General features: G+C 60.7%; 24 protein-coding genes and 1 tRNA gene. 6 read left to right on the top strand and 19 right to left on the bottom strand.

Features of this window, described 5'->3' with window-relative positions; all coding sequences use genetic code 11:
• Position 1: 1 nt before the first annotated feature.
• Positions 2 to 1,750, bottom strand: coding sequence for a hydantoinase B/oxoprolinase family protein (locus AB7783_RS00910; protein WP_439079843.1), 1,749 nt, complete (start codon positions 1,748 to 1,750; stop codon positions 2 to 4).
• A complete protein-coding gene (locus tag AB7783_RS00905; RefSeq protein ID WP_441279621.1) occupies positions 1,747 to 3,831 on the bottom strand; it encodes a hydantoinase/oxoprolinase family protein in 2,085 nt (694 codons plus the stop codon). Before AB7783_RS00905 ends, AB7783_RS00910 begins: the two co-directional genes overlap by 4 nt.
• A gap of 512 nt (positions 3,832 to 4,343) precedes the next feature.
• Here AB7783_RS00905 and AB7783_RS00900 point away from each other — a divergent pair.
• A complete protein-coding gene (locus tag AB7783_RS00900) occupies positions 4,344 to 4,529 on the top strand; it encodes a hypothetical protein (protein WP_439079842.1) in 186 nt (61 codons plus the stop codon).
• 1,081 nt (positions 4,530 to 5,610) lie between these two features.
• Here AB7783_RS00900 and AB7783_RS00895 read toward each other — a convergent pair.
• Complete coding sequence (locus AB7783_RS00895) at positions 5,611 to 6,018, bottom strand: BLUF domain-containing protein (protein WP_441276521.1); 408 nt, start codon at positions 6,016 to 6,018, stop codon at positions 5,611 to 5,613.
• Positions 6,019 to 6,598: 580 nt separating this feature from the next.
• Between AB7783_RS00895 and AB7783_RS00890 the strand changes: the two genes are divergently transcribed.
• Both AB7783_RS00890 and AB7783_RS00885 read left to right on the top strand, forming a co-directional pair.
• Positions 6,599 to 7,003: an MgtC/SapB family protein gene (locus AB7783_RS00890; protein WP_441276520.1), complete on the top strand. Its 405-nt coding sequence runs from the start codon at positions 6,599 to 6,601 to the stop codon at positions 7,001 to 7,003.
• A gap of 40 nt (positions 7,004 to 7,043) precedes the next feature.
• Positions 7,044 to 7,304, top strand: a complete 261-nt coding sequence (locus AB7783_RS00885) for a hypothetical protein (protein WP_441276519.1) — start codon at positions 7,044 to 7,046, stop codon at positions 7,302 to 7,304.
• A 568-nt stretch (positions 7,305 to 7,872) separates the two neighbouring features.
• Here AB7783_RS00885 and AB7783_RS00880 read toward each other — a convergent pair.
• From AB7783_RS00880 to AB7783_RS00870, 3 genes are all read right to left on the bottom strand, one after another.
• Positions 7,873 to 8,088 carry a hypothetical protein gene (locus AB7783_RS00880; protein WP_441276518.1) on the bottom strand — a complete coding sequence of 72 codons (216 nt, stop codon included), beginning with the start codon at positions 8,086 to 8,088 and terminating at the stop codon, positions 7,873 to 7,875.
• 109 nt (positions 8,089 to 8,197) lie between these two features.
• Positions 8,198 to 8,272: transfer RNA gene (locus AB7783_RS00875), tRNA-Glu, on the bottom strand.
• Positions 8,273 to 8,380: 108 nt separating this feature from the next.
• Positions 8,381 to 8,722: a hypothetical protein gene (locus AB7783_RS00870; RefSeq protein WP_089261503.1), complete on the bottom strand. Its 342-nt coding sequence runs from the start codon at positions 8,720 to 8,722 to the stop codon at positions 8,381 to 8,383.
• A gap of 67 nt (positions 8,723 to 8,789) precedes the next feature.
• Here AB7783_RS00870 and AB7783_RS00865 point away from each other — a divergent pair, with 67 nt between their 5' ends.
• Positions 8,790 to 9,800 carry an RluA family pseudouridine synthase gene (locus AB7783_RS00865; protein ID WP_175366979.1) on the top strand — a complete coding sequence of 337 codons (1,011 nt, stop codon included), beginning with the start codon at positions 8,790 to 8,792 and terminating at the stop codon, positions 9,798 to 9,800.
• A gap of 213 nt (positions 9,801 to 10,013) precedes the next feature.
• Positions 10,014 to 10,913, top strand: coding sequence for an RNA polymerase sigma factor RpoH (gene rpoH, locus AB7783_RS00860; protein ID WP_089261507.1), 900 nt, complete (start codon positions 10,014 to 10,016; stop codon positions 10,911 to 10,913).
• A 64-nt stretch (positions 10,914 to 10,977) separates the two neighbouring features.
• Here rpoH and AB7783_RS00855 read toward each other — a convergent pair whose 3' ends face one another.
• The 6 genes from AB7783_RS00855 to ureC all read right to left on the bottom strand — a co-directional run bounded on the left by AB7783_RS00855 (position 10,978) and on the right by ureC (position 17,296).
• Positions 10,978 to 12,627 (bottom strand): HWE histidine kinase domain-containing protein, encoded by a 1,650-nt coding sequence (locus AB7783_RS00855; protein ID WP_120288708.1) that lies wholly within the window; start codon positions 12,625 to 12,627, stop codon positions 10,978 to 10,980.
• 258 nt (positions 12,628 to 12,885) lie between these two features.
• Complete coding sequence (ureG, locus tag AB7783_RS00850) at positions 12,886 to 13,515, bottom strand: urease accessory protein UreG (RefSeq protein WP_068733948.1); 630 nt, start codon at positions 13,513 to 13,515, stop codon at positions 12,886 to 12,888.
• 192 nt (positions 13,516 to 13,707) lie between these two features.
• On the bottom strand, positions 13,708 to 14,454 hold the full coding sequence (locus AB7783_RS00845) for an urease accessory protein UreF (protein WP_441229013.1): 747 nt from the start codon (positions 14,452 to 14,454) through the stop codon (positions 13,708 to 13,710).
• Entirely contained in the window at positions 14,435 to 15,127 is a 693-nt protein-coding gene (locus AB7783_RS00840) for an urease accessory protein UreE (protein WP_441276517.1), read from the bottom strand. The genes AB7783_RS00845 and AB7783_RS00840 overlap by 20 nt, the downstream gene beginning before the upstream one ends.
• 17 nt (positions 15,128 to 15,144) lie before the next feature.
• Entirely contained in the window at positions 15,145 to 15,444 is a 300-nt protein-coding gene (locus AB7783_RS00835) for a putative quinol monooxygenase (RefSeq protein WP_439057446.1), read from the bottom strand.
• A gap of 139 nt (positions 15,445 to 15,583) precedes the next feature.
• Entirely contained in the window at positions 15,584 to 17,296 is a 1,713-nt protein-coding gene (ureC, locus tag AB7783_RS00830) for an urease subunit alpha (protein WP_441276516.1), read from the bottom strand.
• 192 nt (positions 17,297 to 17,488) lie between these two features.
• Here ureC and AB7783_RS00825 point away from each other — a divergent pair, with 192 nt between their 5' ends.
• Positions 17,489 to 17,818: a hypothetical protein gene (locus tag AB7783_RS00825; protein ID WP_441276515.1), complete on the top strand. Its 330-nt coding sequence runs from the start codon at positions 17,489 to 17,491 to the stop codon at positions 17,816 to 17,818.
• Between the two features lie 4 nt (positions 17,819 to 17,822).
• Here AB7783_RS00825 and AB7783_RS00820 read toward each other — a convergent pair whose 3' ends face one another.
• The 7 genes from AB7783_RS00820 to urtB form a co-directional block, all read right to left on the bottom strand.
• Positions 17,823 to 18,128 carry an urease subunit beta gene (locus AB7783_RS00820; protein ID WP_116663917.1) on the bottom strand — a complete coding sequence of 102 codons (306 nt, stop codon included), beginning with the start codon at positions 18,126 to 18,128 and terminating at the stop codon, positions 17,823 to 17,825.
• 109 nt (positions 18,129 to 18,237) lie between these two features.
• Complete coding sequence (locus tag AB7783_RS00815) at positions 18,238 to 18,540, bottom strand: urease subunit gamma (protein ID WP_068733936.1); 303 nt, start codon at positions 18,538 to 18,540, stop codon at positions 18,238 to 18,240.
• An 18-nt stretch (positions 18,541 to 18,558) separates the two neighbouring features.
• Entirely contained in the window at positions 18,559 to 19,395 is an 837-nt protein-coding gene (locus tag AB7783_RS00810) for an urease accessory protein UreD (protein WP_441276514.1), read from the bottom strand.
• Between the two features lie 24 nt (positions 19,396 to 19,419).
• A complete protein-coding gene (gene urtE / locus AB7783_RS00805; RefSeq protein WP_068733931.1) occupies positions 19,420 to 20,115 on the bottom strand; it encodes an urea ABC transporter ATP-binding subunit UrtE in 696 nt (231 codons plus the stop codon).
• A 62-nt stretch (positions 20,116 to 20,177) separates the two neighbouring features.
• Positions 20,178 to 21,026, bottom strand: a complete 849-nt coding sequence (gene urtD / locus AB7783_RS00800; protein WP_441276513.1) for an urea ABC transporter ATP-binding protein UrtD — start codon at positions 21,024 to 21,026, stop codon at positions 20,178 to 20,180.
• A complete protein-coding gene (gene urtC, locus AB7783_RS00795; protein WP_441276512.1) occupies positions 21,023 to 22,198 on the bottom strand; it encodes an urea ABC transporter permease subunit UrtC in 1,176 nt (391 codons plus the stop codon). The genes urtD and urtC overlap by 4 nt, the downstream gene beginning before the upstream one ends.
• A complete protein-coding gene (gene urtB / locus AB7783_RS00790; RefSeq protein WP_441276511.1) occupies positions 22,195 to 23,805 on the bottom strand; it encodes an urea ABC transporter permease subunit UrtB in 1,611 nt (536 codons plus the stop codon). The genes urtC and urtB overlap by 4 nt, the downstream gene beginning before the upstream one ends.
• Positions 23,806 to 23,843: the final 38 nt, after the last annotated feature.

Raw genomic sequence — 23,843 nt, 5'->3', positions numbered from 1 at the left:
ACTAAGCTCCATGGCGCCCTTCCGGTAATGGCGGGGCGTCCCGTGAGGATCGTAGTGCCGCAGTTCCCTCGACGTCCAGCACGCCACGCGGGCCGAATGTCACAGCATAATGCTTTCGCGCGAACTCGGCCGTGATCTTGCCGTCCAGGAAATCCTCGCGCACATCGGAGGGATCACGCAGCAGCGGATTGCCGAAGCCGCCTGCACCGGCCTGCTCGTGGATCAGGAGCGCGCCCTCAGTGACATTCCGCGTGATCTTGCCAGGAATGGCACTACGCTCATTGCCGATCTCGATGTAGTTCTTCGACAAGCCGCCGGGCTCGCCCCCATTGAGACCATAGGGATGAAACTTGACGCGGTCGGTGCGCAATTGCAGCAACGCTTCCGGCGCGAGGATACGATAACTACGGCGAATGCCGACACCGCCGCGATATTGTCCAGCACCACAGCTGTCCGGCACGAACGAGTAATCCTCGATTCGCACCGGATGCTCAGCCTCCATCACTTCGACCGGCATGTTCGAGAGATTTTGCGAGGCATTGGTAACCGCTTCAAGCCCGTCTTTGTCGGGACGACCACCCCAGGCGCCGCAGATCATGTCGACGATGATGAAAGGCTGGCGGTTAGGTCGCAGGCCGCTGATACAAATGACGCTGTTGCCGCCCTCACCTGCGGCTGGCACCTTGTCCGGCACGATCTGCGCAAGTGCTCCGAGCATCGTATCGAACACGCGATACCCCGTCAGCGCACGTGCCGCGCACGGCCCAGGCATGATCGGGTTGAGCACGGAAGCTTCCGGCGCTTTCACTGTAATGCAACGAAAAAGGCCGACATTGTTCGGCACGTCCTTAGCCAGCACGCAGCGTATGCTGAGATAAGTCAGCGAATGTGTGAAACTGAGCGTCGAATTCAACGCTCCTTTCACCTGTGGCGAAGAGCCCGTGTAATCGACCAGCAGCGTACCGTCGCCGTTGACGGTGATTGCAACCTTGATAGGGATCGGCGTATCGGAAAATCCGTCATCATCGATATAGTCGATGAAACTGTACGTACCCTTCGGCCAGGTCTTGATCTCCTGCCGGGTCAATCGTTCCGCGTAGTCGAGCAGTTCCTGCATATAGGCGTCGACATCGTCCGCGCCGTAACGCTGCATCAGCTTCTCCAAGCCGCGCTTACCGACCTGAGCCGCCGCAAATTGCGCCGAAAGATCGCCCCAGACCCGATCCGGAACCCGAACGTTGATCTTGATCAGCGCCTCTAGCGTCGTGTTCAGCATACCGCGGTCATAGAGCTTGAGCGGCGGAATCCGCAGCCCTTCCTGATAGATCTCGGTCGAATCCGACGCGTTGGAGCCGGGCACGCGGCCGCCGACATCGGTGTGATGGCAGATCACCACGGCGAAGGCGCGCCGTTTGCCGCTGTGGAAAATCGGCACGAACATGAAGATGTCAGGCAGATGCATGCCGCCGTGATAGGGATCGTTCATGATGACGACGTCGCCGTCGTGCAGATCGCCTTCGTATTTGCCGAGCACGGAGGCCATGGCTTCTGGAATCGCGCCGAGATGCTGGGCGATGGTCTTGGCCTGCGCCACCATCTGGCCGTCGCCGGCACAGATTGCCGCGGAAAAATCCATCACGTCCTTGACGATTTCCGAACGCGCTATGCGCACGACCGTATAGGCCATGTCGTCGGCGATGGAATCCAGGCCGCTCTTGATGACCGCGAAGGTGATCGGATCGACTTTCATACCTCGAACTCCAGCACAATGCAGCCGATCGCATCCTTGTGCACCCGAGCATCGGGCGGCACGATGATGGTGGCGTCGAATTCCTCGATGATCAGAGGTCCCTGCCGTGGCGACATTCCGACCGCGCCGCGATCGACGATCTCGACCGCGACAGCGGCCTCGCCACGCGCGAAGGAAACGTCGCGGGTTCCGGAACGCGATGCGCGCTGCCGCGCGGCGATCTTCATGGCCGCAAAATCCAGGCGGTTCTCGCGCAGGCCGCGCCCGGCCACGCGCACTTTCATCAGTTCGATCGGCGTGGCGTCACGATAGCCATAGGTCTTGAAATACTCGGCGATGAACCGCTCACGGATCTGATCGAAATCTTCGCCCTCGAACGGCACCGTGAGTTCGGTGGCCTGACCTTCATGGCGCAAATCGGCTTCCCACAGAAACATCGTGCGTTCGGCCTGATAGCCATCGCCGGCGAGTTGCCCCGCCACTTGCTGTTGCAGCTCGGACTTGATCGCCTTGAGGTCGCTGACCTGCATCCCGTCGAGATATAGGCTGACGGTTTTCAGTGCGGTATGCTCAATATCGGAAGCCAGCATGCCCAGTGCGCTGAAAATTCCCGACATCGGCGGCACCACGACGCGAGGAATGCCCAACTGACGCGCGAGATCCGGCGCATGCACGCCCCCGTTGCCGCCAAATGCCATCAACGTGAGATCGCGCGGATCGCGACCACGCTCGACGGTGACGGCGCGCACGGCACGCGCCATCGCCGCATTGGCGACGGCACGAATGCCATGTGCGGCGTCCAGTAGAGTGAGGTCGAGCGGGTCGCCGACATAGGTACGGATGGCAGTCTCGCTTAGCTTGCTATCGATATTGAGATTGCCGCCAGCCAGCGACGTGGCGTTGATGAAACCGAGCACAACATTGGCATCTGTCACTGTCGGCTTTGTGTTGCCGAGCCCATAGCAGGCCGGGCCCGGAACGGCGCCTGCGGATTGCGGGCCGACGACCAGCAGGCCACCTTTGTCGATGCCGGCAATGGAGCCGCCGCCGGCGCCAACCTCGGCGATATCGATAGCCGGCACCTTGAGCATATAGCCGCCGGCCTTGATGAACCGGCTCGACGTCGAAATTCCATCGCGGAATTCGTATTCCGACGTCATGGTCGGGCGGCCGTCCTCGATAATGACCGCCTTGGCCGTGGTGCCGCCCATGTCGAACACGATGACGTCGCGATCGTCACGCGCGATGCCGAGCCGTGCCGCGCCGATGACGCCGCCCGCAGGACCGGACGCCACCACCAGCACCGGCTTCTCGCAGGTCACATTGGCAGCCAGCATGCCGCCATTCGAGGTCATGACCAGAATGGGCGCAGCCACGCCGATCGAGCGCAGACCCGATTCAAGCTTCTGCAGATAAGTGCGCATGGCCGACAACAGATATGCATTCACCACCGTCGTGCTGGTCCGCTCATATTCCTTCATCTCGGGCAGCACCGCGCAGGATGTCGTCACCAGCAATTGCGGGAAATTGGCCCGCAAAATCGCTTCGGCCTGCAATTCATGCGCCGGATTACGATAGCTGTTGATGAATGCGATAGCGACGGCCTCGATATCCTCGGCGAGTAGCGCCTCTCCGGCCGCGATGACGCTTGCTTCGGAGAGCGGCTCGACCGTCGTTCCGTCCGCCGCCATGCGTTCGGTCACTTCCATACGATACCGGCGCGGCACCAATGGCTGCGGCTTCACCCATGTCAGGTCGAACATGTCGGGCATCCGGATGCGCCCGATCTCCAGCACGTCCCGGAAGCCGCGCGTCGTGATCAGTCCAGTCTTGGCGCCCGACCGTTGCAGGATGGTATTCGATCCGACGGTGGTGCCGTGCAGCACTTCGGCCACAGCCGAAGGCGCAATCGATAGCTCCGCCAGCAGGCTTCCGACGCCGTCAACAACCGCCCGACTCGGATCGGCAGGCGTCGACGACACCTTGCTCTGATGGATCAGGCCAGACTCAAGGAACAATGCGATGTCGGTGAATGTCCCACCGATATCGACCGCAACCCGGATTTTTCCGCCTGACGCCATAGCCACTACCGCCCACCCGTCATTACTAACTAGTTAGTCAATAATCTTGACTAGAGGATGCAGAGTGTCAAGCTGCTGTTTTCGGCGCCTAGCGCTCGAAAAACAGGCTAAAGGCTCACTTTTGATCATGTGGGATTGGCTGGCGACGCACGACCAAGCGTAGGGTCGGGGTTCGGCTTCTTGATAGCTACGCTAACGTTCGCTGATGCGTCGGTCGGTTTATTGGATGAATATTTGACCGGCTGAAAGGCAGTAGCCAATAAGGCGAAGGCTATTTCTTCACTTTCCCCTTCTTCCTTGCAGCCTTCAGGGCACCGGCTTGCGCGCGGAACGCTTCAGCCAGATTCCGCATCCGTTCAGCGTGCTCGGTGTCTTCCGAGCGATGAGCTACGGCCTCGGCTTTCTCGGCCTACTTCCTCAGCGACTTCGTTGGTTTCATGCCGATGTTATACCGCAACGCGGGAAGTTGTTCCACGCTTCCACGCTCCCTCCGGACAGCGTAGGATCCGACAATGAAACAGTCCGACACTTACCGGGCGAATGCAGAGAACTGCGCGGAGATGGCTGCTGCATCCGATAGCGAGCCAGCCAGGAATCGTTTCAAGCGCATGGAAGCTGCATGGCTCGCGTTGGCCGAGGAAGAGGACTGGCTCGACGGCGAGACACCGCTGGAGAAGTCACCAGTTAATCGACAGTAACACTCCGCGAGCGGCGCCGGAGTTTATGATGCTGGCACCCTTCCGGGCAATCATAATGGCGCGACCGATGCATCTGCAGGTGCTGTGCGCCGTCGGGGCTTCTGGCCATATGTCCGTCTTCAGGCCCGTTATTGATTTCCTCTATGCAGGCCTCAACGGCACGCTCCCGCGTCAAATGTTTGGCGTCGCCAACCACTTTTGGGGCGTCCTCCGTCTTGGGATATGATCCAGCACCTATCCCGGGTCGGTCTTCTTGAACGCCGCAATCAATGCCCCGGTGCTTCACGATCGAGTCGAGTCCTTAATTGCGGCCAAACATACGACGGTGGCAGGACCGGCGCGACCAAGCCGCAAACGGGGAACCCTTTTATCGGCCTCCCAAAAAGAGCGAAGGAACCGCGTTGATCTGGCGCAGAATGGAGGCTGCACCTTAACCTCTCGCTCCTGTCTTCGTATTTGGATCAACGATGCAGCAAGAGGTGACGTTTTGACTTATGCCGATCAGATCGAAATAGCGATTGCAGATCAGGACATCGACAGGTTGATAAAATTTGCATACGGCGACACATGTAGGTGCACTACCGTCAAAGGTGAACCGATGTGCGTCTGCAAGATGTTGGCGACAGCACTTCGCTCCAAAGTTGTCCCGCGCTCACTTTTCGAAAACAGGATTGAGCGAGTTACCTCGATCTAACGGTCGATAGATTTCCGGCTCGAGTTAACGCAGGATGACAGCGACCGAATCTTGCCCCCAGAAGCCTCGCTTCGGTCGGCCCGGCGGTAGAGCGACCTACTCGCCGGGCCTTTAGGGAACAATGTGCCCTAACGTTGCTGTTCGAGCAGCCGGACAGCATCCTCCAGCATCGATGTGCCGGTCAGGCCCGACGCGCATTGCCCCAAGGGGGCGTGGGCAGGATTGCACGAGTCCGCCGATCCGAACATGAGCGCCTGGTGCAGGCAGGCGCTGGCATGACGCCAACATGAACAGCTAAATGGATCAGTCCGCGAAGCCGGTCAAGAAGATGAAGAAGTCGAAGACAATGTGAGAGCCATGGTGATCCGCGAGGGGCCCTTTCGCAGTTCACGTTTGACTTCTACTGCACGCCAGCAAGAAATCCAGAGCCGACATAGCATCCAAGTATCGCAGTTTGACGCGGCTATTAACTCCAACCACCTCGTCGACTAACGTTTGATCCGGCACGCGCATGAAGCCCATTGACCAGTTCGGAAATAGCCGGTCCCCAAATCCAAGGCCTCGTTGAAGCAAGCTGACATCGCGGTGCCGTGGGTCGACGCTGATACGATCGTATACCCCGATAACATCCTCCGGCTCTCCCTCAAGCACCTGAAGAAAGTCACCGTCCGAATGCACAAGCATGCCTGTGACGTGGGCCGCATTATTGCGAGCCCTCGCCTTCTGCAGTAGCTCGGAAAGATCACCGGAAGAAAATGCTTGATTTGCAGTGCTGAGGTATAAGATTCGAAACATGGCTTGCTCCAACATCCGTTAACGCCGGATACTGGAGAGAGTTCACTTAGCTCGCCTTCAAACCTGCTGCCCTCCAATATGACCTCCCGAAAGAAGAAAGCCCCAGCGACGTTTTCGCCTCAGCAGAGTGACGCATAAACCATCACCGCGCCACCATGACGATTTGCGTGACCCCAGTGTGCTCGCTTAACGGCACGACATCCCTTCGGACATGTTGCCCCAATAGCCGCACTGAGTGGCCGGTGCAGCGGGTCTGTTTAGGTGGAGCGGATCATGAGCATTGAGATCGCTGCGGAAGAGGATGAGAAATGCGGCAGCCAAGAGGGCAGCCGGAAGAAACATGAGTAATCGATTTTTCATGCCGCGCTTCTTACGCGATCGCGCCCCGTTTTCAAAATGACGCCCGTAGAATATCTATCGTGCACTCTTGGGTAAAAGTGCGCCTTGAAGCCAATCGGCCGTACCGCGCGACCAATATGGTTCGCCGCAGGATCCGCCGGACATACTGTTCTACGGGCATAACGTGGCTGCTGCTCTCGACAACGTTTCTGACGAACAGTCGAGATTGGGAGGTCTCCAAATGCTGGCAGAACCGGAAATGTTGCTGCGCCTGTTCTCAGCTGCCGCTCTCGGCAGCTTGATCGGTTTCGAGCAGGAACGCCTACTTTGGGCGGCGGGCATACGCACACACATGCTTGTTTGTGTCGGTGCATGCCTAATAATGCTAGTCTCTCAATATGGCTTCTCCAACATCCTCACTCATCAGAATATTGTGCTCGATCCGTCACGCATCGCAGCACAGGTCGTGTCCGGTATCGGATTTCTAGGCGCCGGCTCGATCCTGGCGCGCGGCGATATCGTCAAAGGACTAACCACGGCAGCAAGCATTTGGACAGTGGCCGCAATTGGGCTAGCTGTTGGCGGTGGACTATACCTCGCCGCTGGCGCCTCGAAAGATCAGTCTGATCATCCTGGTTGGCATTAAGCCATTGGAGGAAGCTTATCGCTCGCGAAATCAGTCTTGCATGCTCAAGATCGAGGTAGAAAATAATGGCCTGACACCAGAGTTATTGCGTGAAACTCTCGCACTGAGAGTCGGACAGGTAAAAAGATTTCTGGTCGAAAACCACGATCCAAATGGTATGGATCGACTATCGATACTTCTCACGAAGGTCTCCTCACGCGATATCGCAACATATCCTGAGAAACTTCGCGAGCTTGAAGGCGCGCGCGATGTTACCATCGTCAAGCGCGCAGATGCTAGCGCCGTCAATCTTCGCGATTAGTCTCGCTCGATCCAGAGCTATAACATCTGACGCACTAGATAAACAGGCGTTCCTTTCGTGAAGAGCGCCTGCAGCATGCCGAGGCGGGCGAACTCGTCCGCCGTACGGCGGCCTGGATCAAGACGTGCATCGCGTTCTGCCACGATGGCGTGTCAGCATCCACGGTATGGATTTCTACGATCCGGTCAGCGTGAGAATGACCAGACGGCGCGCTGGGCCTGATGAACAGTCGCCCCAAGAGTATCGAACTTCGTAACAAAGGATTTGATCGAGGCGGATTGCGGCGGAAGCTTGGCTTTCGGTCGAACTGCCTGATCGGTTATGTTTCCACGTTCGGCTAAAATTGGCGCAGTCTCCGGGCTTCCCACTTCGCCTCCATCTTCTGAAATTCAACGACCGCTTCGCGCAAAAAAGGCGCGTCACTGCATGACGCGCCTTAGATCCCTTTAGAGGTCCACCTGCTCAGACATGGCATGCATCATCCACCTCAATTCCAAGATACCGCACCGTACTTTCGAGTTTTGCGTGGCCTAAGAGCAATTGCACCGCTCGAAGATTTCCGGTTCTCTTATAAATCTGAGATGCTTTTGTCCGACCAGTACGCCTCGGTGTCGAGGTTGAGCCGCTCGGCAATCTCAATCGCCTTGCGTCCGCGCTTGTCGTCTACGACCGATATGCCGGTCGTCAGCCTCACGGGCACCCGCGTATCGAAGGCAGCATATTCCTCCGGCACGCGCCGCTGATAGTGCCAGACCCCGTTCCGCTTCGTCAGATACTCACTCACCCTGCACCCGTGTAGGACGCTATGTAGGACGAAACCGTCGCAACAAGGGCTTGAAGTGTCAATGGAATTGCGAAAACGCCTTGTTTATAAGGGGTTTCCGCGAAAGGCGTGGCGCTCCGTAAGGGAATCGAACCCTTATTTTAGCCTTGAGAGGGCCATGTCCTAACCGTTAGACGAACGGAGCGTGCGCGGGAGGGGATAGCCGGGAATGGCGGCGGCTGCAAGATGCTGGCGGCCCCTGCCCCCATCATGGTTATGGTCCCCAACCGAACCTAGTGGTCTCAAGCGAAATCTAGGGCTCGCTGGCGAATTTCAGCGTTCCCGCGGGTTTCAGGCTCTTGGCGTCGAAAGTGCGGATTTCGGTGCTGCCGCCGACGTCCAGTGTCAGCACGATCCGGTCGCCGGCTACCCCCGTGGAGAGGATTTTGGCGCCTTTCGGCAGGGTCGCGGTCGTCGCCGACGTCACGGTGCTTCCATCCGTGCGGAAAAGGCGGTAGCCGATCACGACGAGCAGCGCGCCGACGCCCAAGGCGGTGGTCAGGCCCGCGATCAGCATCATGCGGCGGACGCGCGCGATCATGGCGGCCTGTTCAAGGGTCGGTTCGGGCGCGCTATCGGCGGCGGGCTGGGTCATGCAAACACTCGTCTCTTAATTCACGGCTCTCGAAGCAACACGCTTCTGTCAGGTAAGGCTTTACGGAATGAACGATCAACGGCTGGATGTCACGGTGCAGGGCGACGAAGGCTCGACCCGGCTCGATCGCGTGCTCGCCGTGCGCAGCCCGGCTTTGTCGCGGTCGCGGCTGAAGGCGCTGATCCTCGCCGGCCAGGTGACGATCACCCGGTCGTCGCAGGACCCCACCCCCGTGCGCGACCCCGCTTATCATGTCGCTGCCGGCGATACGATCACAATCGACGTCCCGCCGGCCATCGCGCCGGAGCCTGAAGGCGAGGATATCGCCCTCGATATCGTGTTCGAGGACGAGGACATCATCGTCATCAACAAGCCCAAGGGCCTTGTCGTGCATCCCGCCGCCGGCCACGAGACCGGCACGCTGGTGAATGCTCTGATCGCCCATTGCGGCGCGTCTTTGTCGGGGATCGGCGGCGTCAAGCGGCCGGGCATCGTGCACCGGCTGGACAAGGACACCACCGGATTGATGGTGGTCGCCAAGAACGACGCCGCCCATGCGTCGCTGACGGCGCAATTCGCCGATCACGGCCGCACCAACGAGATGCGGCGCGGCTATATGGCCTTTGCCTGGGGTATCCCAAACCGGCCGCGCGGCACGGTGGAAGCGCCGATCGACCGGCATCCCCATGCCCGCGAGAAAATGGCCGTCCGCGAAGGTGGCCGCGATGCCGTCACCCATTGGGAAGTGCTGCAGGAATTCCCCGATCGCCACGGCAAGCCGATCGCCACCCTGCTCGCTTGCCAATTGGAGACCGGGCGGACGCACCAGATCCGCGTGCATCTGGCGCATATCCAGCATCCGCTGATGGGGGATTCGGTCTATGGCTCGCATTTCAAGACCAAGGCGTCGTCGCTGGGCGTAAAGAGCCGCGCCGCGCTGGAAGCGCTCGACCGGCAGGCGCTTCACGCCTATTTGCTGGCTCTGGAGCACCCTCGCACGGGCGAGATTCTGGAGTGGACCAGCGAGCTTCCTCACGATTTGGCGGTTCTGAGAGCCCATATGGCCGTGCCAGAATGACGCAGATGCATATAAAAAAGTAAGCCTTTCCAAACGCTTATATTGGCCCCACGGGAACGTGACAGGGAATTCACTTTCAATACGCTTGTAGTAGGGTGTATGTTGCACCTGCGTCAAATGAGACGCGGAACATCGCAGCCAGGGCGGCTTTAACAAAGCGCTCGCTGCCTGGCCCGCCGCTATCGGGGGTCTGAACCACTGGAGGGCATCATAATGGCCCGTACAGCTACCCTTCCGGTTCTCAATGGAGAATCCGGCCTCTCGCATTACCTCGCCGAGATCCGCAAGTTTCCGATGTTGGAACCTCAGCAGGAATATATGTTTGCCAAGCGTTGGCGCGAGCACGACGATCGCGACGCGGCACATCACCTTGTGACCAGCCATCTGCGACTCGTCGCCAAGATTGCCATGGGCTATCGCGGCTACGGTCTGCCGATCTCCGAAGTTGTCTCGGAAGGCAACGTCGGTTTGATGCAGGCTGTGAAACGCTTTGAGCCGGAGAAAGGCTTCCGCCTGGCCACCTACGCCATGTGGTGGATCAAGGCGTCGATTCAAGAGTACATCCTGCGTTCGTGGTCGCTCGTGAAGATGGGCACCACCGCGAACCAGAAGAAGCTGTTCTTCAACCTGCGTAAGGCGAAGAGCAAGATTTCCGCCCTGGACGAAGGCGATCTTCGCCCCGACCAGGTGAAGCTGATCGCCACGCGTCTCGGCGTGACGGAACAGGACGTGATCGACATGAACCGCCGCCTCGGTGGCGACGCGTCGCTCAACGCGCCGATCCGTGACGACGGCGAAGCCGGCGAATGGCAGGACTGGCTGGTCGATAACTCGCCCAATCAGGAAACCATCATGGCGGAGCACGAGGAATTCGATCATCGCCGTCAGGCGCTGAACGGCGCCATCGGTGTCCTCAACCCGCGCGAACGGCGCATCTTCGAGGCGCGTCGCCTCGCCGATGAACCGATGACGCTGGAAGATCTCGCCTCGGAGTTCGGCGTCTCGCGCGAGCGTGTCCGTCAGATCGAAGTCCGCGCCTTCGAGAAGGTGCAGACCGCGGTCAAGGGCACCATCGCCAAGGCGGAAGCTGCCGCTCTGGAAGCTGCGCACTAATAGGCGCGGTTGATACGACAAATACGAAAGCCGGCGGAAACGCCGGCTTTTTTGTTGGGGTCAATTATCTGATCGGCTTCGCCAGCGCTTCTGTCCGGTCGCGCTCGGTCATGTCGATTACCGTTTCGACGGGTGCCGTCAGTTCATAGACATAGGACACGTCGGTGAAGTAGCGCTTCGCCGTACCACCCAGCGCTTCCGGCGCCACGCGATCGAGCAGCACCAGACCGAAATCGCTGTCCGGGCGCCGCGTTGCTTCGCTGGTGTTGAACTCTTCCCAGCGGAAATTGAACAGCCCATCCGGCTCGCTGCCCGTAATCTCCCAATGCGCAACAATATGCGGATGCTTGCCCACCAGCGACAGGCCCTCGTCGGAATGCGAGGCCAGTTCAAAGAACAGCAGCGACAGGCTCTGCGCGGCGCGCGCGCTGACAATGATGTCCGGACCTTCCAGTGCGATACGGTCGGCATGCGGGATCGCACGCGCCTCGAACAGACCCTTGAGCTGCACGCCCTGCCACTGGCTCTCGCTCAGCAGCGACACGACATTCGACATCGCGTGAATACGACCGATCAGGAGATCTCGCGCGCTGTCCACGTCGGAGCCGTGACGCAACGTGCGTGTCACGATGGACTGGATCACCGCCAGAATGTTCTTCACGCGATGATTGAGCTCGTCGATGACGGCCGTCAGGCGACGTTCGAAGCCGATGCGGATCTCCACCTCGCGCCGCAGCCGCAGATTGGCGTAGGAGACATAGCCGAACAGCCCGCAAACGATGGCCGTCAGCGCGAGGCCGACCCCGCCGACGATGATCGCGATACGCTGCGCGCGCAGCTCGGTATTGATCTTCGGATAATAGCCTAGGGACCAGTCACGCCCGCCGAACGAAACCGTGCGCAGGACTGCCAGCGCAGGACCATTCGCCACCAGCGGGCGCGCCGTTACCCTGCCATCGTCGTCGGCGACGATTTCGCCATCAGCGACACGCGGATCTTTCAGTGCCACCGAGAACAATGACATCTCGTCATTGGCCAGCATCAACGGCCCAAGTTCATAGGAGAACGACACGAAGCCGGCCGGCGCCGGATCGCCTTCGGGCACAACTGGCGTCACCAGTACCAATCCCAGCGGTCCATCGGGCTGCTGCAGCGGCGTGGGGCTGGAGGCGACCGGCTTGCCCTCGTTCACGGCGCGCACCAGCGTTGGACCTGTGACGGGAGAGAAATTCAGGGCGCGACCGGCAAAGCCTTCGGTGACGGAATTGCGCGGCTCCACATCCATCAGCACGTCGAGCGGCTGCCCCAGCGCCCTGGCATCGAGGCGATCGTCGTTGTAACTGCGGATCGTAGGATTGCGGTAGCCAGCACTGGCCAGCTCCGCGCTGGCGGCCGCGAATTCGTTCGGCTGCAGGCGAGCGATCCAGGCGGCAATCGCGAAATCGGTCTTGAAGGCGTAGATCGAAGCCCGCAGCGGCTGCAGCATATTGGCCTTCATGACCGTCGGCGCACGAAACAGCCCGGCCGCGACGCGGGCCAGCAATTCGCGCTCGGTCAAACGCTCCTGCACCAGGCTGGCATGGATATCCACGGCCCGGCCCAGCGCGATATTCTCGATCGCCAGCTCCTGGTCATGCACGCGATAGGCCGCAAGGCCGGAGAGCAGAGCTCCGACCAGTGCCAGTAATGCGATGATGAAACCAAGCCGGACCACACGGATACTCGGGAAATTAGGACGTTGCTGCCGGGTCAGCGGCTCAGGAGTATGCCAATCATGCCGGAACAATTTGGTTCCAGCCCGATGGAAATTATTTCCGGACCGGACAAATCTTGAAAAACAGGCTTAACGCAATATCACACGACACATTGGCCGACGGGCATCGACCAGCCCGTCGTTATAGCCAACTCAATATGAACGCCTCAAGTCGAAGCCCGCTCGTGAGAACTACGACAGAGGCCTTATTCACAAGTCTCAGGCGACTGCCTTGGCCTTGAGGCCGCCCTTGCTCTCAATGAATGAGATAATCCGGTCGAGACCTTCCTGCGTCTTCATATTGGTCATCACGAAGGGCCTGACCCCGCGCATCCGTTTGGCATCGACGTCCATCTTCTCAAGCGAAGCCCCGACATAGGGCGCAAGGTCGATCTTGTTGATCACCAGCAGGTCCGAGCGCGTGATGCCCGGCCCCCCCTTGGAGGGGATCTTGTCGCCAGCCGCAACGTCGATAACGTAGATAGTGATATCGGCCAGTTCCGGCGAAAAGGTCGCCGCGAGGTTGTCGCCGCCGGATTCGATCAGCACCATGTCGAGATCGGGAAACTTGACGCGCATGTCGGCAACGGCGGCGAGGTTCATCGAGGCGTCCTCGCGGATCGCGGTATGCGGACAGCCGCCGGTTTCAACGCCAGCAATGCGATCCGCTGTCAGCGAGCCCGAGCGCACCAGATATTCGGCGTCCCACTTCGTGTAGATGTCATTGGTAATCGCCGCGATGTCGTAGCGCTCGCGCATGGTCTTGCACAGCAGGTCCATCAGCGCGGTCTTACCGGAGCCGACGGGACCGCCAATGCCGACGCGGAGCGGACCGTGAAAACTGGACATGTCAGGGGTACTTTCGGTTGAGGATAAAGCGACGACCCTCATCCTGAGGAGCGGCGGCTTCGCCGCGTCTCGAAGGATGCGCCAAGCAACTCATGGTTCGAGACGCGCGCCAAACGGCCCGCTCCTCCAGCCTGAACGCGATTGCGTTCAGGCGACCATGAGGGGTCTGGTGTGTGATTTGAGTTAGAGCCGTCATGACCTGAACAGCCGCGTATACTGCGTCTCGTGACGCATGCTGGCGATATCAGAGCGAAATGTCGCGCCGCCGAGATCGTCGAGGGATGCGGCCATAGCGCGATGGCCTGTGGTCACGACGACGGGCTCCAGCGCTGCAAGTACGCGCTGGCTGTCGGTCTGACCGAGCGGCACCAGCCGCGCGCCAGCGGAAATCCAGTTCGAGACCACCGCGTGGAAAAAACCATGCATGGTTGCCGACAGCGGAACGCCATGGGCAGCGCTCACAAGTCCGACGGCAACGGGATAGACAATCGGGCTGTCGCATATCGCGATCAGCCGCTCCATATCCTCATGCGACCAGGCATTGCGCGCGATCTCGATGAAGGCCTTGCCTTGCGTGGTGGTCTCCAGCTGACGTTCCCTTGATGGCACGAAGGCGCTGGCGAGTTCGGCAACCTCGCGCAATGCCTTGTCGTCGCCGTCAGATGCCGCGCGGTGCACATGAGCGAGAAACACGCCATCGCAAAACCCTGCGCCATCGGACAGCATCGCCGACAACCAGTCCTGCAGGCTGGCAGCATCGGTGATGTCGCCCGCTTCCACCGCCCATTCGATTCCGCTGGAATAAGAAAACGCGCCGACAGGAAAAGCCGGCGACAGCCAGGTCATCAGCCGGTACAGCGCAGCGCCTTCGTCGGCAGACAAGGCGAGAGAGTCGTTCAGCGAGCTAGTGTCCGCCGGTCTATTTGTGGTCATGAGCATGAGAGTGACGATGGTGGTCGTGCTTGCTGTCGTGATCATGGTGATGATCGTGATGATCGTGATTATCGTGATCGTGACTGCAATGCTCGTCATGGACATGCTGGTCATGGCCATGACCGGCATGACCGTGCGCGTCATGGCTGTGGCCACGGTGGTCGTGCCCATGATCGTCGTGACTGTGTCCATGGTCGTGATGAGCATGATCATGATGACCGTGATGCCCATGTCCGGCCGGCTCATGCGCAGCGGCATAGGCGCCGCCTTCGGGATCGAACGGTGCCTCGATCTCGATCACCTTGGCGCCGAGGCCCTTCACCATCTCCTCGATGACATGGTCGCTGCGGATACGCAGCCCCTTGGCCATGATCTGCGTCGGCAGATGGCGGTTGCCGAGATGCCAGGCGAGCCGCACCAGATGGCCGGGATCGGTACCCCGGATTTCGATCAGCGGCTCCGGCGCTGCGACCACCTCGATCAGGCGGCCGTCTTCCAGCACCAAAGCGTCGCCGCCCCGCAGGGCGACGGCGTTTTCGAGATCGAGCAGGAATTCCAGTCCGCGCGTCCCCGTCATCGCCATGCGGCGACGATGACGATCGTCGAAATCGAGAACGACGGTATCTGCCGCCGCCTCTGTCCAGTTGTATTGGCCTTTGACCTCAGTCGCGCGGATCATGAACTCTCTCGTTTGGTTTAACGCACCACGACGTCAGCCGGGGTGATGATTTCGATCTTCGGAGGCGCGTTGAAGCATTTCACCGCGACGCGGCCGAAAGTCTTCATATGTTCCTGCGTCCGGTGCGGCACCAGCGCCTCGGCATTCTCCCATTGCTCGACGAATACCATGCGGGTCGGATCGGTGACGCTCTCGTGCAGATCGTAGGCGATATTGCCCGCTTCCTTGCGGGTCTCGGCGATACAAGCCTTGGCAGCTTCGATCAGTTCGGCACGGGCTTCGGGTTTCACGGACAAAGTGGCAACGACGTAAATCAAGGGGAGTCCTCCCGGTTTGTTGTTATGGCTAAGAATGCCGGGACGGACATTAAGGGGTTATGGGAGGGGGAGGAAGGGGGGCTTTCGAAGACCTCTCATTCATCGTCCCCGCGAAGGCGGGGACGGCGACGGAGTGCTTTCAATACATAAAGTACCTCTGCGCCATCGGCAGCACTTCTGCCGGCTCGCAGGTCAAAAGCTCGCCATCGGCCCTCACCTCATAGGTCTCCGAATGCACCTCGATCTTCGGCGTCGCGCCGTTGTGGATCATGCTCTTCTTCGAGATGCCATCACGGACATTTTCCACCGCATAGAGCGACTTCTGGATGCCGAGCTTCTTGGCGAGACCGCCGGCCACCGCCGCACCCGATGTGAACACCACCGACGACTGCGTCAGCGCCCGGCCGAAGGCGCCGAACATGGGCTGGTAATGCACGGGCTGCGGCGTGGGAATGGACGCGTTCGGATCGCCCATCGGCGCCGCCACGATCGAGCCGCCCTTGATGACGAGATCGGGCTTCACGCCGAAGAAAGCCGGCGACCATAGCACGAGATCGGCCATCTTGCCCTTCTCCACCGAGCCGATCAGCTTCGAGACACCGTGGGCGATGGCGGGGTTGATGGTGTATTTGGCGATGTAGCGCTTGACGCGGAAATTGTCGTTGTTGCCCTTGTCTTCCTTCAGCGAGCCGCGCTGCTTCTTCATCTTGTCGGCGGTCTGCCACGTCCGGATGATCACTTCGCCGAGCCGGCCCATGGCCTGACTGTCCGACGACATCATCGAGAGCGCGCCGAGATCGTGCAGGATGTCTTCGGCAGCGATGGTCTCCTTGCGGATGCGGCTTTCGGCAAACGCCAGATCCTCCGCAATCGACGGATCGAGATGGTGGCACACCATCAGCATGTCCAGATGCTCGTCGATGGTGTTGCGCGTGAATGGCCGGGTCGGATTGGTCGAGGACGGCAGCACATTCTTGAGGCCCGCGACCTTGATGATATCGGGTGCGTGACCACCGCCGGCACCTTCCGTGTGGAAGGCGTGGATGGTGCGACCCTTGAAGGCCTTGATGGTGTCCTCGACGAAGCCGGACTCGTTCAGCGTGTCCGAATGCAGCATCACCTGCACGTCGTAGTCATCGGCGACGCTGAGGCAATTATCGATCGCGGCAGGCGTGGTGCCCCAGTCCTCGTGCAGCTTCAGCGCACAGGCGCCGGCATTGATCATTTCCACCAGTGGCGCGGGCTTCGAGGCATTGCCCTTGCCGGAAATACCGAGATTGACCGGGAACGCATCGAAGGACTGGATCATCCGCGCGATGTGCCATGGGCCGGGCGTACAGGTCGTCGCGAAGGTGCCGTGCGACGGGCCGGTGCCGCCCCCAAGCATCGAGGTGACGCCCGACATCAGCGCGTGTTCGATCTGCTGCGGGCAGATGAAATGGATGTGGCTGTCGAAGCCCCCGGCGGTGAGGATCTTGCCCTCGCCCGCGATGACATCGGTGCCCGGACCGACATTGATGGTCACGCCCGGCTGGATGTCGGGATTGCCGGCCTTGCCGATGGCGTGGACCATGCCGCCCTTGAGCGCCACGTCGGCCTTCACGATGCCCCAGTGATCGACGATCAACACATTGGTGATGACCGTGTCGACGGCGCCCTGCGCGCGTGTCGCCTGCGACTGCCCCATACCGTCGCGGATCACCTTGCCGCCGCCGAACTTCACCTCCTCGCCATAGATGGTGAAGTCCTTCTCCACCTCGATGATCAGATCGGTATCGGCGAGCCGCACGCGATCGCCGGTGGTCGGGCCGAACATGTCGGCATAGACGGAGCGTTTGATTTTCACGGGCATGAGATCAGGCCTTCCCAACGATGGAAGATAAGGAGAGTGGATTCGAACGCAGCGATGCCGCCGGGAACGCAAACATCCCGATCAGTGCGCAGCCTGCGCCTTCGTTCATTGACGGCGTGGCCCGCCACTTCCATAGCTTGGCGCACCCCAACGAGGCGCGCGGCGTCGGGATCTGAGACGGAGACCGATATCGTGAGATGGAAGAACGTCTATCCATTTGCTGCGACTTGCCTGCTGTTCGCACTGACGTTCTGGCTATACATGACCCGCGTCATGTGGCTCGGATTTCCGGATGGCTTCATTGCCGAACTGGACGCTGCCGAAGCGATCCTCGTCACCTGGTTCAACTGGTTCAGCATCGCTCTGGGCATCTGGTTTGTGATCCTTGGCATCCGATCGTTCCGTGACGATGTCGGACGTTGGTCATTGTACAGCTGTCTTCTGTTCGTCTCGGTCGTCCTGATATCGCTGGCCATCGATCGATACTTCCGCTCGTTCATGATGGACAGCGCCGGCGGCTAGGCGCTCAGAGCTTCCCCATCACATCGCCGCGGAAGCCGTAAACCGTGCGTTTGCCGGCGAGTTCGACCAACTGCACATCGCGGGTCTGGCCGGGCTCGAAGCGCACGGCCGTGCCGGCGGCGATGTCGAGACGCATGCCGCGGGCTTTTTTGCGGTCGAATTTCAGCGCCGGATTGGTTTCGAAGAAATGATAGTGCGAGCCGACCTGGATGGGCCGGTCGCCGGAATTTGCCACCGTCAGCGTGACGGTCTTGCGCCCGGCATTGAGTTCGATCTCGCCGTCCTGGATGAAGAGTTCGCCGGGGATCATGTGACCTCTCGATTTTCTCGGTGTCATGGCCGGGCTTGACTTGGCCATCCACGCCTTAGAGCGCTGAAAATGGATGCCCGGGTCAAGCCCGGGCATGACGGAGTTTGAACTAGCGGATCGGTTCGTGCACCGTGACGAGCTTCGTCCCGTCGGGGAATGTCGCTTCCACCTGAATGTCGTGGATCATCTCGGCGATGCCATCCATGCATTGCGCGCGGGTGATGACCTCGGCGCCGGATTTCATCAGCTCGGCAACGGTGCGGCCGTCGCGCGCGCCCTCGACGATGAAATCGGAGATGATGGCGATGGCTTCGGGATGGTTGAGCTTGACGCCGCGTTCCAGCCGGCGGCGCGCCACGATGGCGGCCATCGAGATCAGGAGCTTGTCTTTTTCGCGGGGAGAGAGATTCATGCGAACACTCTGATAGGTTTAGTTGAGCCACATGCGCGGCAGCATCGCGCCTGATCGTCCAAGCACCGCCATCATGTCGGCGCGCAGCTTCGCCGCATCTTGTGCACAGAAGCGGGCCATTGCAAAGCCGTTCCAGCAGGAGATACCAACCTCGCCGCCAGCGCCATCCGTGACTTCGCGTAGCCGCTCGATGAGTGCCTCGTCGCCGGGCACGATTAGCGCCGTGCCGATGGCCACCGCGCCATTGCCGATGGCCGGTCTGGCCAGTTTCGCGGCGATATCGCCATCCAGCCGCACGTTTTCCGCGAACACCAGCCTGCCACCGCGACGCAGGCGCCAGCGATCGACGAAAGACCCCGTCTGCATCACCTCACCCATGGCCGCACGACCGAACACCACGATCTCGCAAAGCAAAAGCGTCGCGCGATCGGCCAGATCGATATCGATGCGCCTGATGGTGCGGGCCTGATCGAACAGGATGGTTTCCTGCGGCAGCCAGGACAGATGCGCGCCGGCCCCGGCCTTCAGCGCGATGTTGATTTCGGCGGCGGGACCATGGGAGCGATAGACCTTCTCGGCGGCGGCGGTCGTCACAGTCAGGCTGGTGCCTTCGCCGGCCGCGATGTCGATATCGAAACGGTCCCCGCCTGCCGCGCCGCCGGCGGTGTTGACGAACATCGCGGAGAGGCCGTCGTCTTCGGGGGATGGAAAGCGCACGCGCAACGAACCAGATTCATGCAACTGCCGCCGCCGCGTCTTGCCTTCAGCGAAATGCACGTCAAATTTGACCGCGCCGCGGGCACGGTTGGCCGCAAAGATCGCCGATGACGACAGCGTGATGTTGTCAGCCTGCATGCATTCTCCGGCTTTGAGCCCGCGTTACAGCGCCATCTGGCGGCTGATCTCGGCGGGATCGAGCGTCGAGCGGTCGCAGGTGTATTTCACCGCGCCGCGATCCATCACGGCGAAGTTGTCGCCGAGTTCGCAGGCAAAGTCGAGATACTGCTCCACGAGGACGATGGCGATATTGCCGAGCGAGCGCAGATAGGAAATGGCGCGGCCGATATCCTTGATGATCGAGGGCTGGATGCCTTCGGTCGGCTCATCCAGCAGCAGAAGTTTCGGTCGCATCACCAGCGCACGGCCGATGGCGAGCTGCTGCTGCTGGCCGCCGGAGAGATCGCCGCCGCGCCGGCCGAGCATCGAGTTCAGCACCGGAAACAGTGAGAACACATCATCGGGAATATTGCGGTCGGCGCGCTTCAGCGGCGCATAGCCGGTCTTGAGGTTTTCTTCCACTGTGAGCAGCGGGAAGATCTCACGGCCCTGTGGTACGAAGGAGATGCCGCGCCGCGCCCGCTCGAACGGCTTCAGCGTCGAGATGTCCTGGCCATCGAAAGTGATCGAACCTGACGAGATCGCCTGCTGGCCGACCATGGCGCGCAGCAGCGAGGTCTTGCCGACGCCGTTGCGGCCAAGCACGCATGTGACCTTGCCGGGCTCCGCCGAGACCGTGACGCCGCGCAGCGCCTGGGCTGCACCGTAATAGAGGCTGATATTATCGACTTTCAGCATATGACCTAATCCTTGCGCATGATCTGGTCCGAAAACCGGTTTCCACTTTTCGGGATCATGCGTCAGCGCCCCAAATACACTTCGACCACGCGGTCGTTGGTCGACACCTGATCGATGGTGCCTTCGGCCAGCACGGTGCCTTCGTGCAGACACGTCACCTTGACGCCGAGTTCGCGCACGAAGGTCATGTCGTGCTCGACCACCATCACGGTCTTGTTGTCGCGGTTGATCGCCTTCAGCAGTTCGGCGGTCTGGTGCGTTTCCACATCGGTCATGCCGGCCACCGGCTCGTCCACCAGCAGCAGCTTCGGATCCTGCGCCAGCAGCATGCCGATTTCGAGCCACTGCTTCTGGCCATGCGAGAGATTGCCGGCGAGGCGATCGCGGGAGTCCGTGAGGCGAATGGTCTCAAGCACCTTGTCGATGCCCTCTGCCTCGCTCCGGCTGCCGCGCCAGAACAGCGTGCCGCGCACGGAGTGATCGACATTCAGCGCCAGCAGCAGATTGTCGTAGATGGTCTGGCTCTCGAACACCGTCGGCTTCTGGAATTTGCGGCCGATGCCGAGCTCCGCGATCTTGGTCTCGTCCAGCAGCGTCAGGTCGTGAATGCCGTCGAAATAGACGTCGCCCTCGTCCGGCTTGGTTTTGCCGGTGATGATGTCCATCATCGTAGTCTTGCCGGCGCCGTTAGGGCCGATGATGGCGCGCATCTCGCCGGGAGCCAGCACCATCGACAGGTTGTTGATGGCATGGAAGCCATCGAACGAGACATGAACGCCGTCGAGATAGAGCTGTGCGGAGGTGATGCGCTTCTGCCGGGCTTCCGCTTCGCGTGCTGCGACCACTGGATCAATGATAGCGGGCGCGTGAGACACCGGCGTTGCCGGGACTGGCGTTTCGATCATAGTCATGACGCCTTCTCCGCCAGATGAGGTTTGGTGACGCCATCTTCCGCTGCGGCGCTATCGGCATTCGCGCTATTGCTGGCTTTGCGGCTTTCCGACCATGCATTGAAGGTGCCGATGATGCCCTTGGGCAGCAGCAACGTCACAAGAATGAATAGCGCGCCCAGCATGAACAGCCAGTAGGGAGCAAGGGCGCCGGACGTGAACACCGTCTTGGCGTAGTTGACCACGACCGCGCCGAGCGCCGCACCCACCAGCGTGCCACGACCGCCGACAGCGACCCAGATCACCGCTTCGATGGAGTTGGCGGGGGCGAATTCGCCGGGATTGATGATGCCCACCTGCGGTACATAGAGCGCGCCCGCAACGCCGGCCATGCAGGCCGACAGCGTGAACACGAACAGCTTGTAGGATTCGACACGGTAGCCCAAGAACCTTGTGCGGGATTCGGCATCACGTATGGCGATCAGCACCTTGCCTAGCTTCGAGGTGACGATGGCGCGGCAGACGAGGAAGCCGATGATCAGCGCCAGACAGCTCAACGCGAACAGCGCCGCACGCGTGCCGTCGGCCTGCACGTTGAATCCGAGGATGTCCTTGAAATCGGTCAGGCCGTTATTGCCGCCGAAGCCGAAATCGTTGCGGAAGAAGGCCAGCAGCAATGCATAGGTCATCGCCTGGGTGATGATCGATAGATACACGCCCGACACGCGCGAGCGGAAGGTGAGCCAGCCGAACACGAAAGCCAGGATGCCCGGCGCGATCAGCACCATCGCCGCCGCGAACCAGAACATGTCGAAGCCGTACCAGTACCACGGCAGCGCCTTGTAATTCAGGAACACCATGAAGTCCGGCAGGATCGGATTGCCATAGACGCCGCGCGAACCGATTTGGCGCATCAGATACATGCCCATGGCGTAACCGCCGAGCGCGAAGAAGGCACCGTGACCGAGCGAGAGAATGCCGCAATAGCCCCAGATCAGATCGATCGAGAGCGCGAGAATGGCGTAGCAGACATATTTGCCGAACAGCGCCATCAGATAGGTCGGTACCTGCAGCGGCGAATCCGCCGGCAGCAGCAGGTTCGACAGCGGAATGAGGATGCCGACGGCGGCGACGATCAGCAGGAAGATCGTGGCGCTGCGATCCAGCGTGCGGGTGAGGAAATGCGGCGTCATGCTTCGATCGCCCTGCCCTTGAGCGCGAACAGACCGCGCGGCCGTTTCTGGATGAACAGGATGATCAGCACCAGGATGGCGATCTTGCCAAGCACGGCGCCTGCGACCGGCTCGAGGAACTTGTTGGCGATGCCGAGCGAGAATGCACCGACCAGCGTGCCCCACAGATTGCCGACGCCGCCGAACACCACGACCATGAAACTGTCGATAATGTAGCTCTGGCCGAGATTGGGCGAGACGTTGTCGATCTGCGACAGCGCCACGCCGGCAATGCCCGCAATGCCGGAGCCGAGACCGAAGGTCAGCGCATCCACGCGCGAGGTGGCGATGCCCATGGAGGCTGCCATGCGGCGGTTCTGGGTGACGGCGCGCATCTCGAGTCCGATGCTGGTGTAGCGTAACATCGCCAGCAGGATCGCGAACACGGCGAGCGTGAAGCACAGAATCCAGAGCCGGTTGTAGGTGATGGTGAGCTGACCCAGCTCGAATGCGCCGGACATCCAGGAGGGATTACCGACCTCGCGATTGGTCGGGCCGAACATGGTGCGCACCGCCTGTTGCAGCACCAGCGACAGCCCCCAGGTCGCCAGCAGCGTTTCCAGCGGACGGCCATAGAGGAAGCGGATGATGGTGCGCTCGATGACGATGCCGAGGAGACCAGCGACGATGAAGGCCAGCGGCACGGCCATCAGCAGCGAGTAGTCGAACAGGCCGGGATAGCTGGTGCGGATCACGTCCTGCACCACGAAGGTGACATAGGCCCCGATCATCACCATCTCGCCATGCGCCATGTTGATGACGCCCATCACGCCGAAGGTGATGGCGAGGCCAATGGCGGCGAGCAAGAGAACCGAACCGAGCGACAGGCCGTACCAGGCGTTCTGGCCGATCGACCACAGCGTCTGCCGGCTGTTGATGGCGGTGACGGCGCTGGCCGCGCTGCGCGCCACACCAACGGTCTGATCGGCCGGCAGGCTGGTGAGCAGCGCCAGCGCGTCCTGATCGCCGCGGCCCTTGATGATCGCAATGGATTCGATCTTCTCGGCCTCGGTCGCATCTTCCTTGTAGAGCAGGATCGCGGCGCGGGCTTCGGTGAAGGCCTGCTTGGCGGATTTGTTGGTTTCCTTTTCCAGCGCGGTCTCGATCACCGGCAGCATCGCGGTCTCGTGGCTCTTGAACACTGATTGCGCCGAAGCGATGCGCTTGGCGGGATCCGGCGACATCAGCGTGAGCCCGCCCAGCGCGGATTCGATACTGCGGCGAAGACGATTGTTGAGGCGCACCGCTGCGGCACTGGCCGGCACTTCGGCAACGGCCTCGCCGGTCGCGGCGTCAGTCACCTTCCCGTCCGCGCCGGTGAGATAAACCTTCTTGCTGTCGGGATCGGCGGAGAGCCGGCCTTCCTGCAGCGCGGTGATCACAGCGAAAGCCTGCGGATTGCCCGAGGTGGCGATGATGCCCACGGCTTCGTCGCTATCGGAGAAATCATCATTGGCGAATTTGGCGACGGCATCCTCGAAAGGACCCGCAACGGCCGGAATAGCGGTCGCGACGATTAGCAGAAATGCAACAGCGATCGCGCGGAAACGATAAAGGAGATCAGTCACTGGAAAACCCCGGCCGAAGAAAAAAGAGAAGGCGACGG

Origin of the sequence: Tardiphaga sp. 172_B4_N1_3 (assembly GCF_052076035.1) — a bacterium.
GTDB lineage: Bacteria > Pseudomonadota > Alphaproteobacteria > Rhizobiales > Xanthobacteraceae > Tardiphaga > Tardiphaga robiniae.
This window is presented reverse-complemented; position numbering and strand designations above follow the sequence as displayed.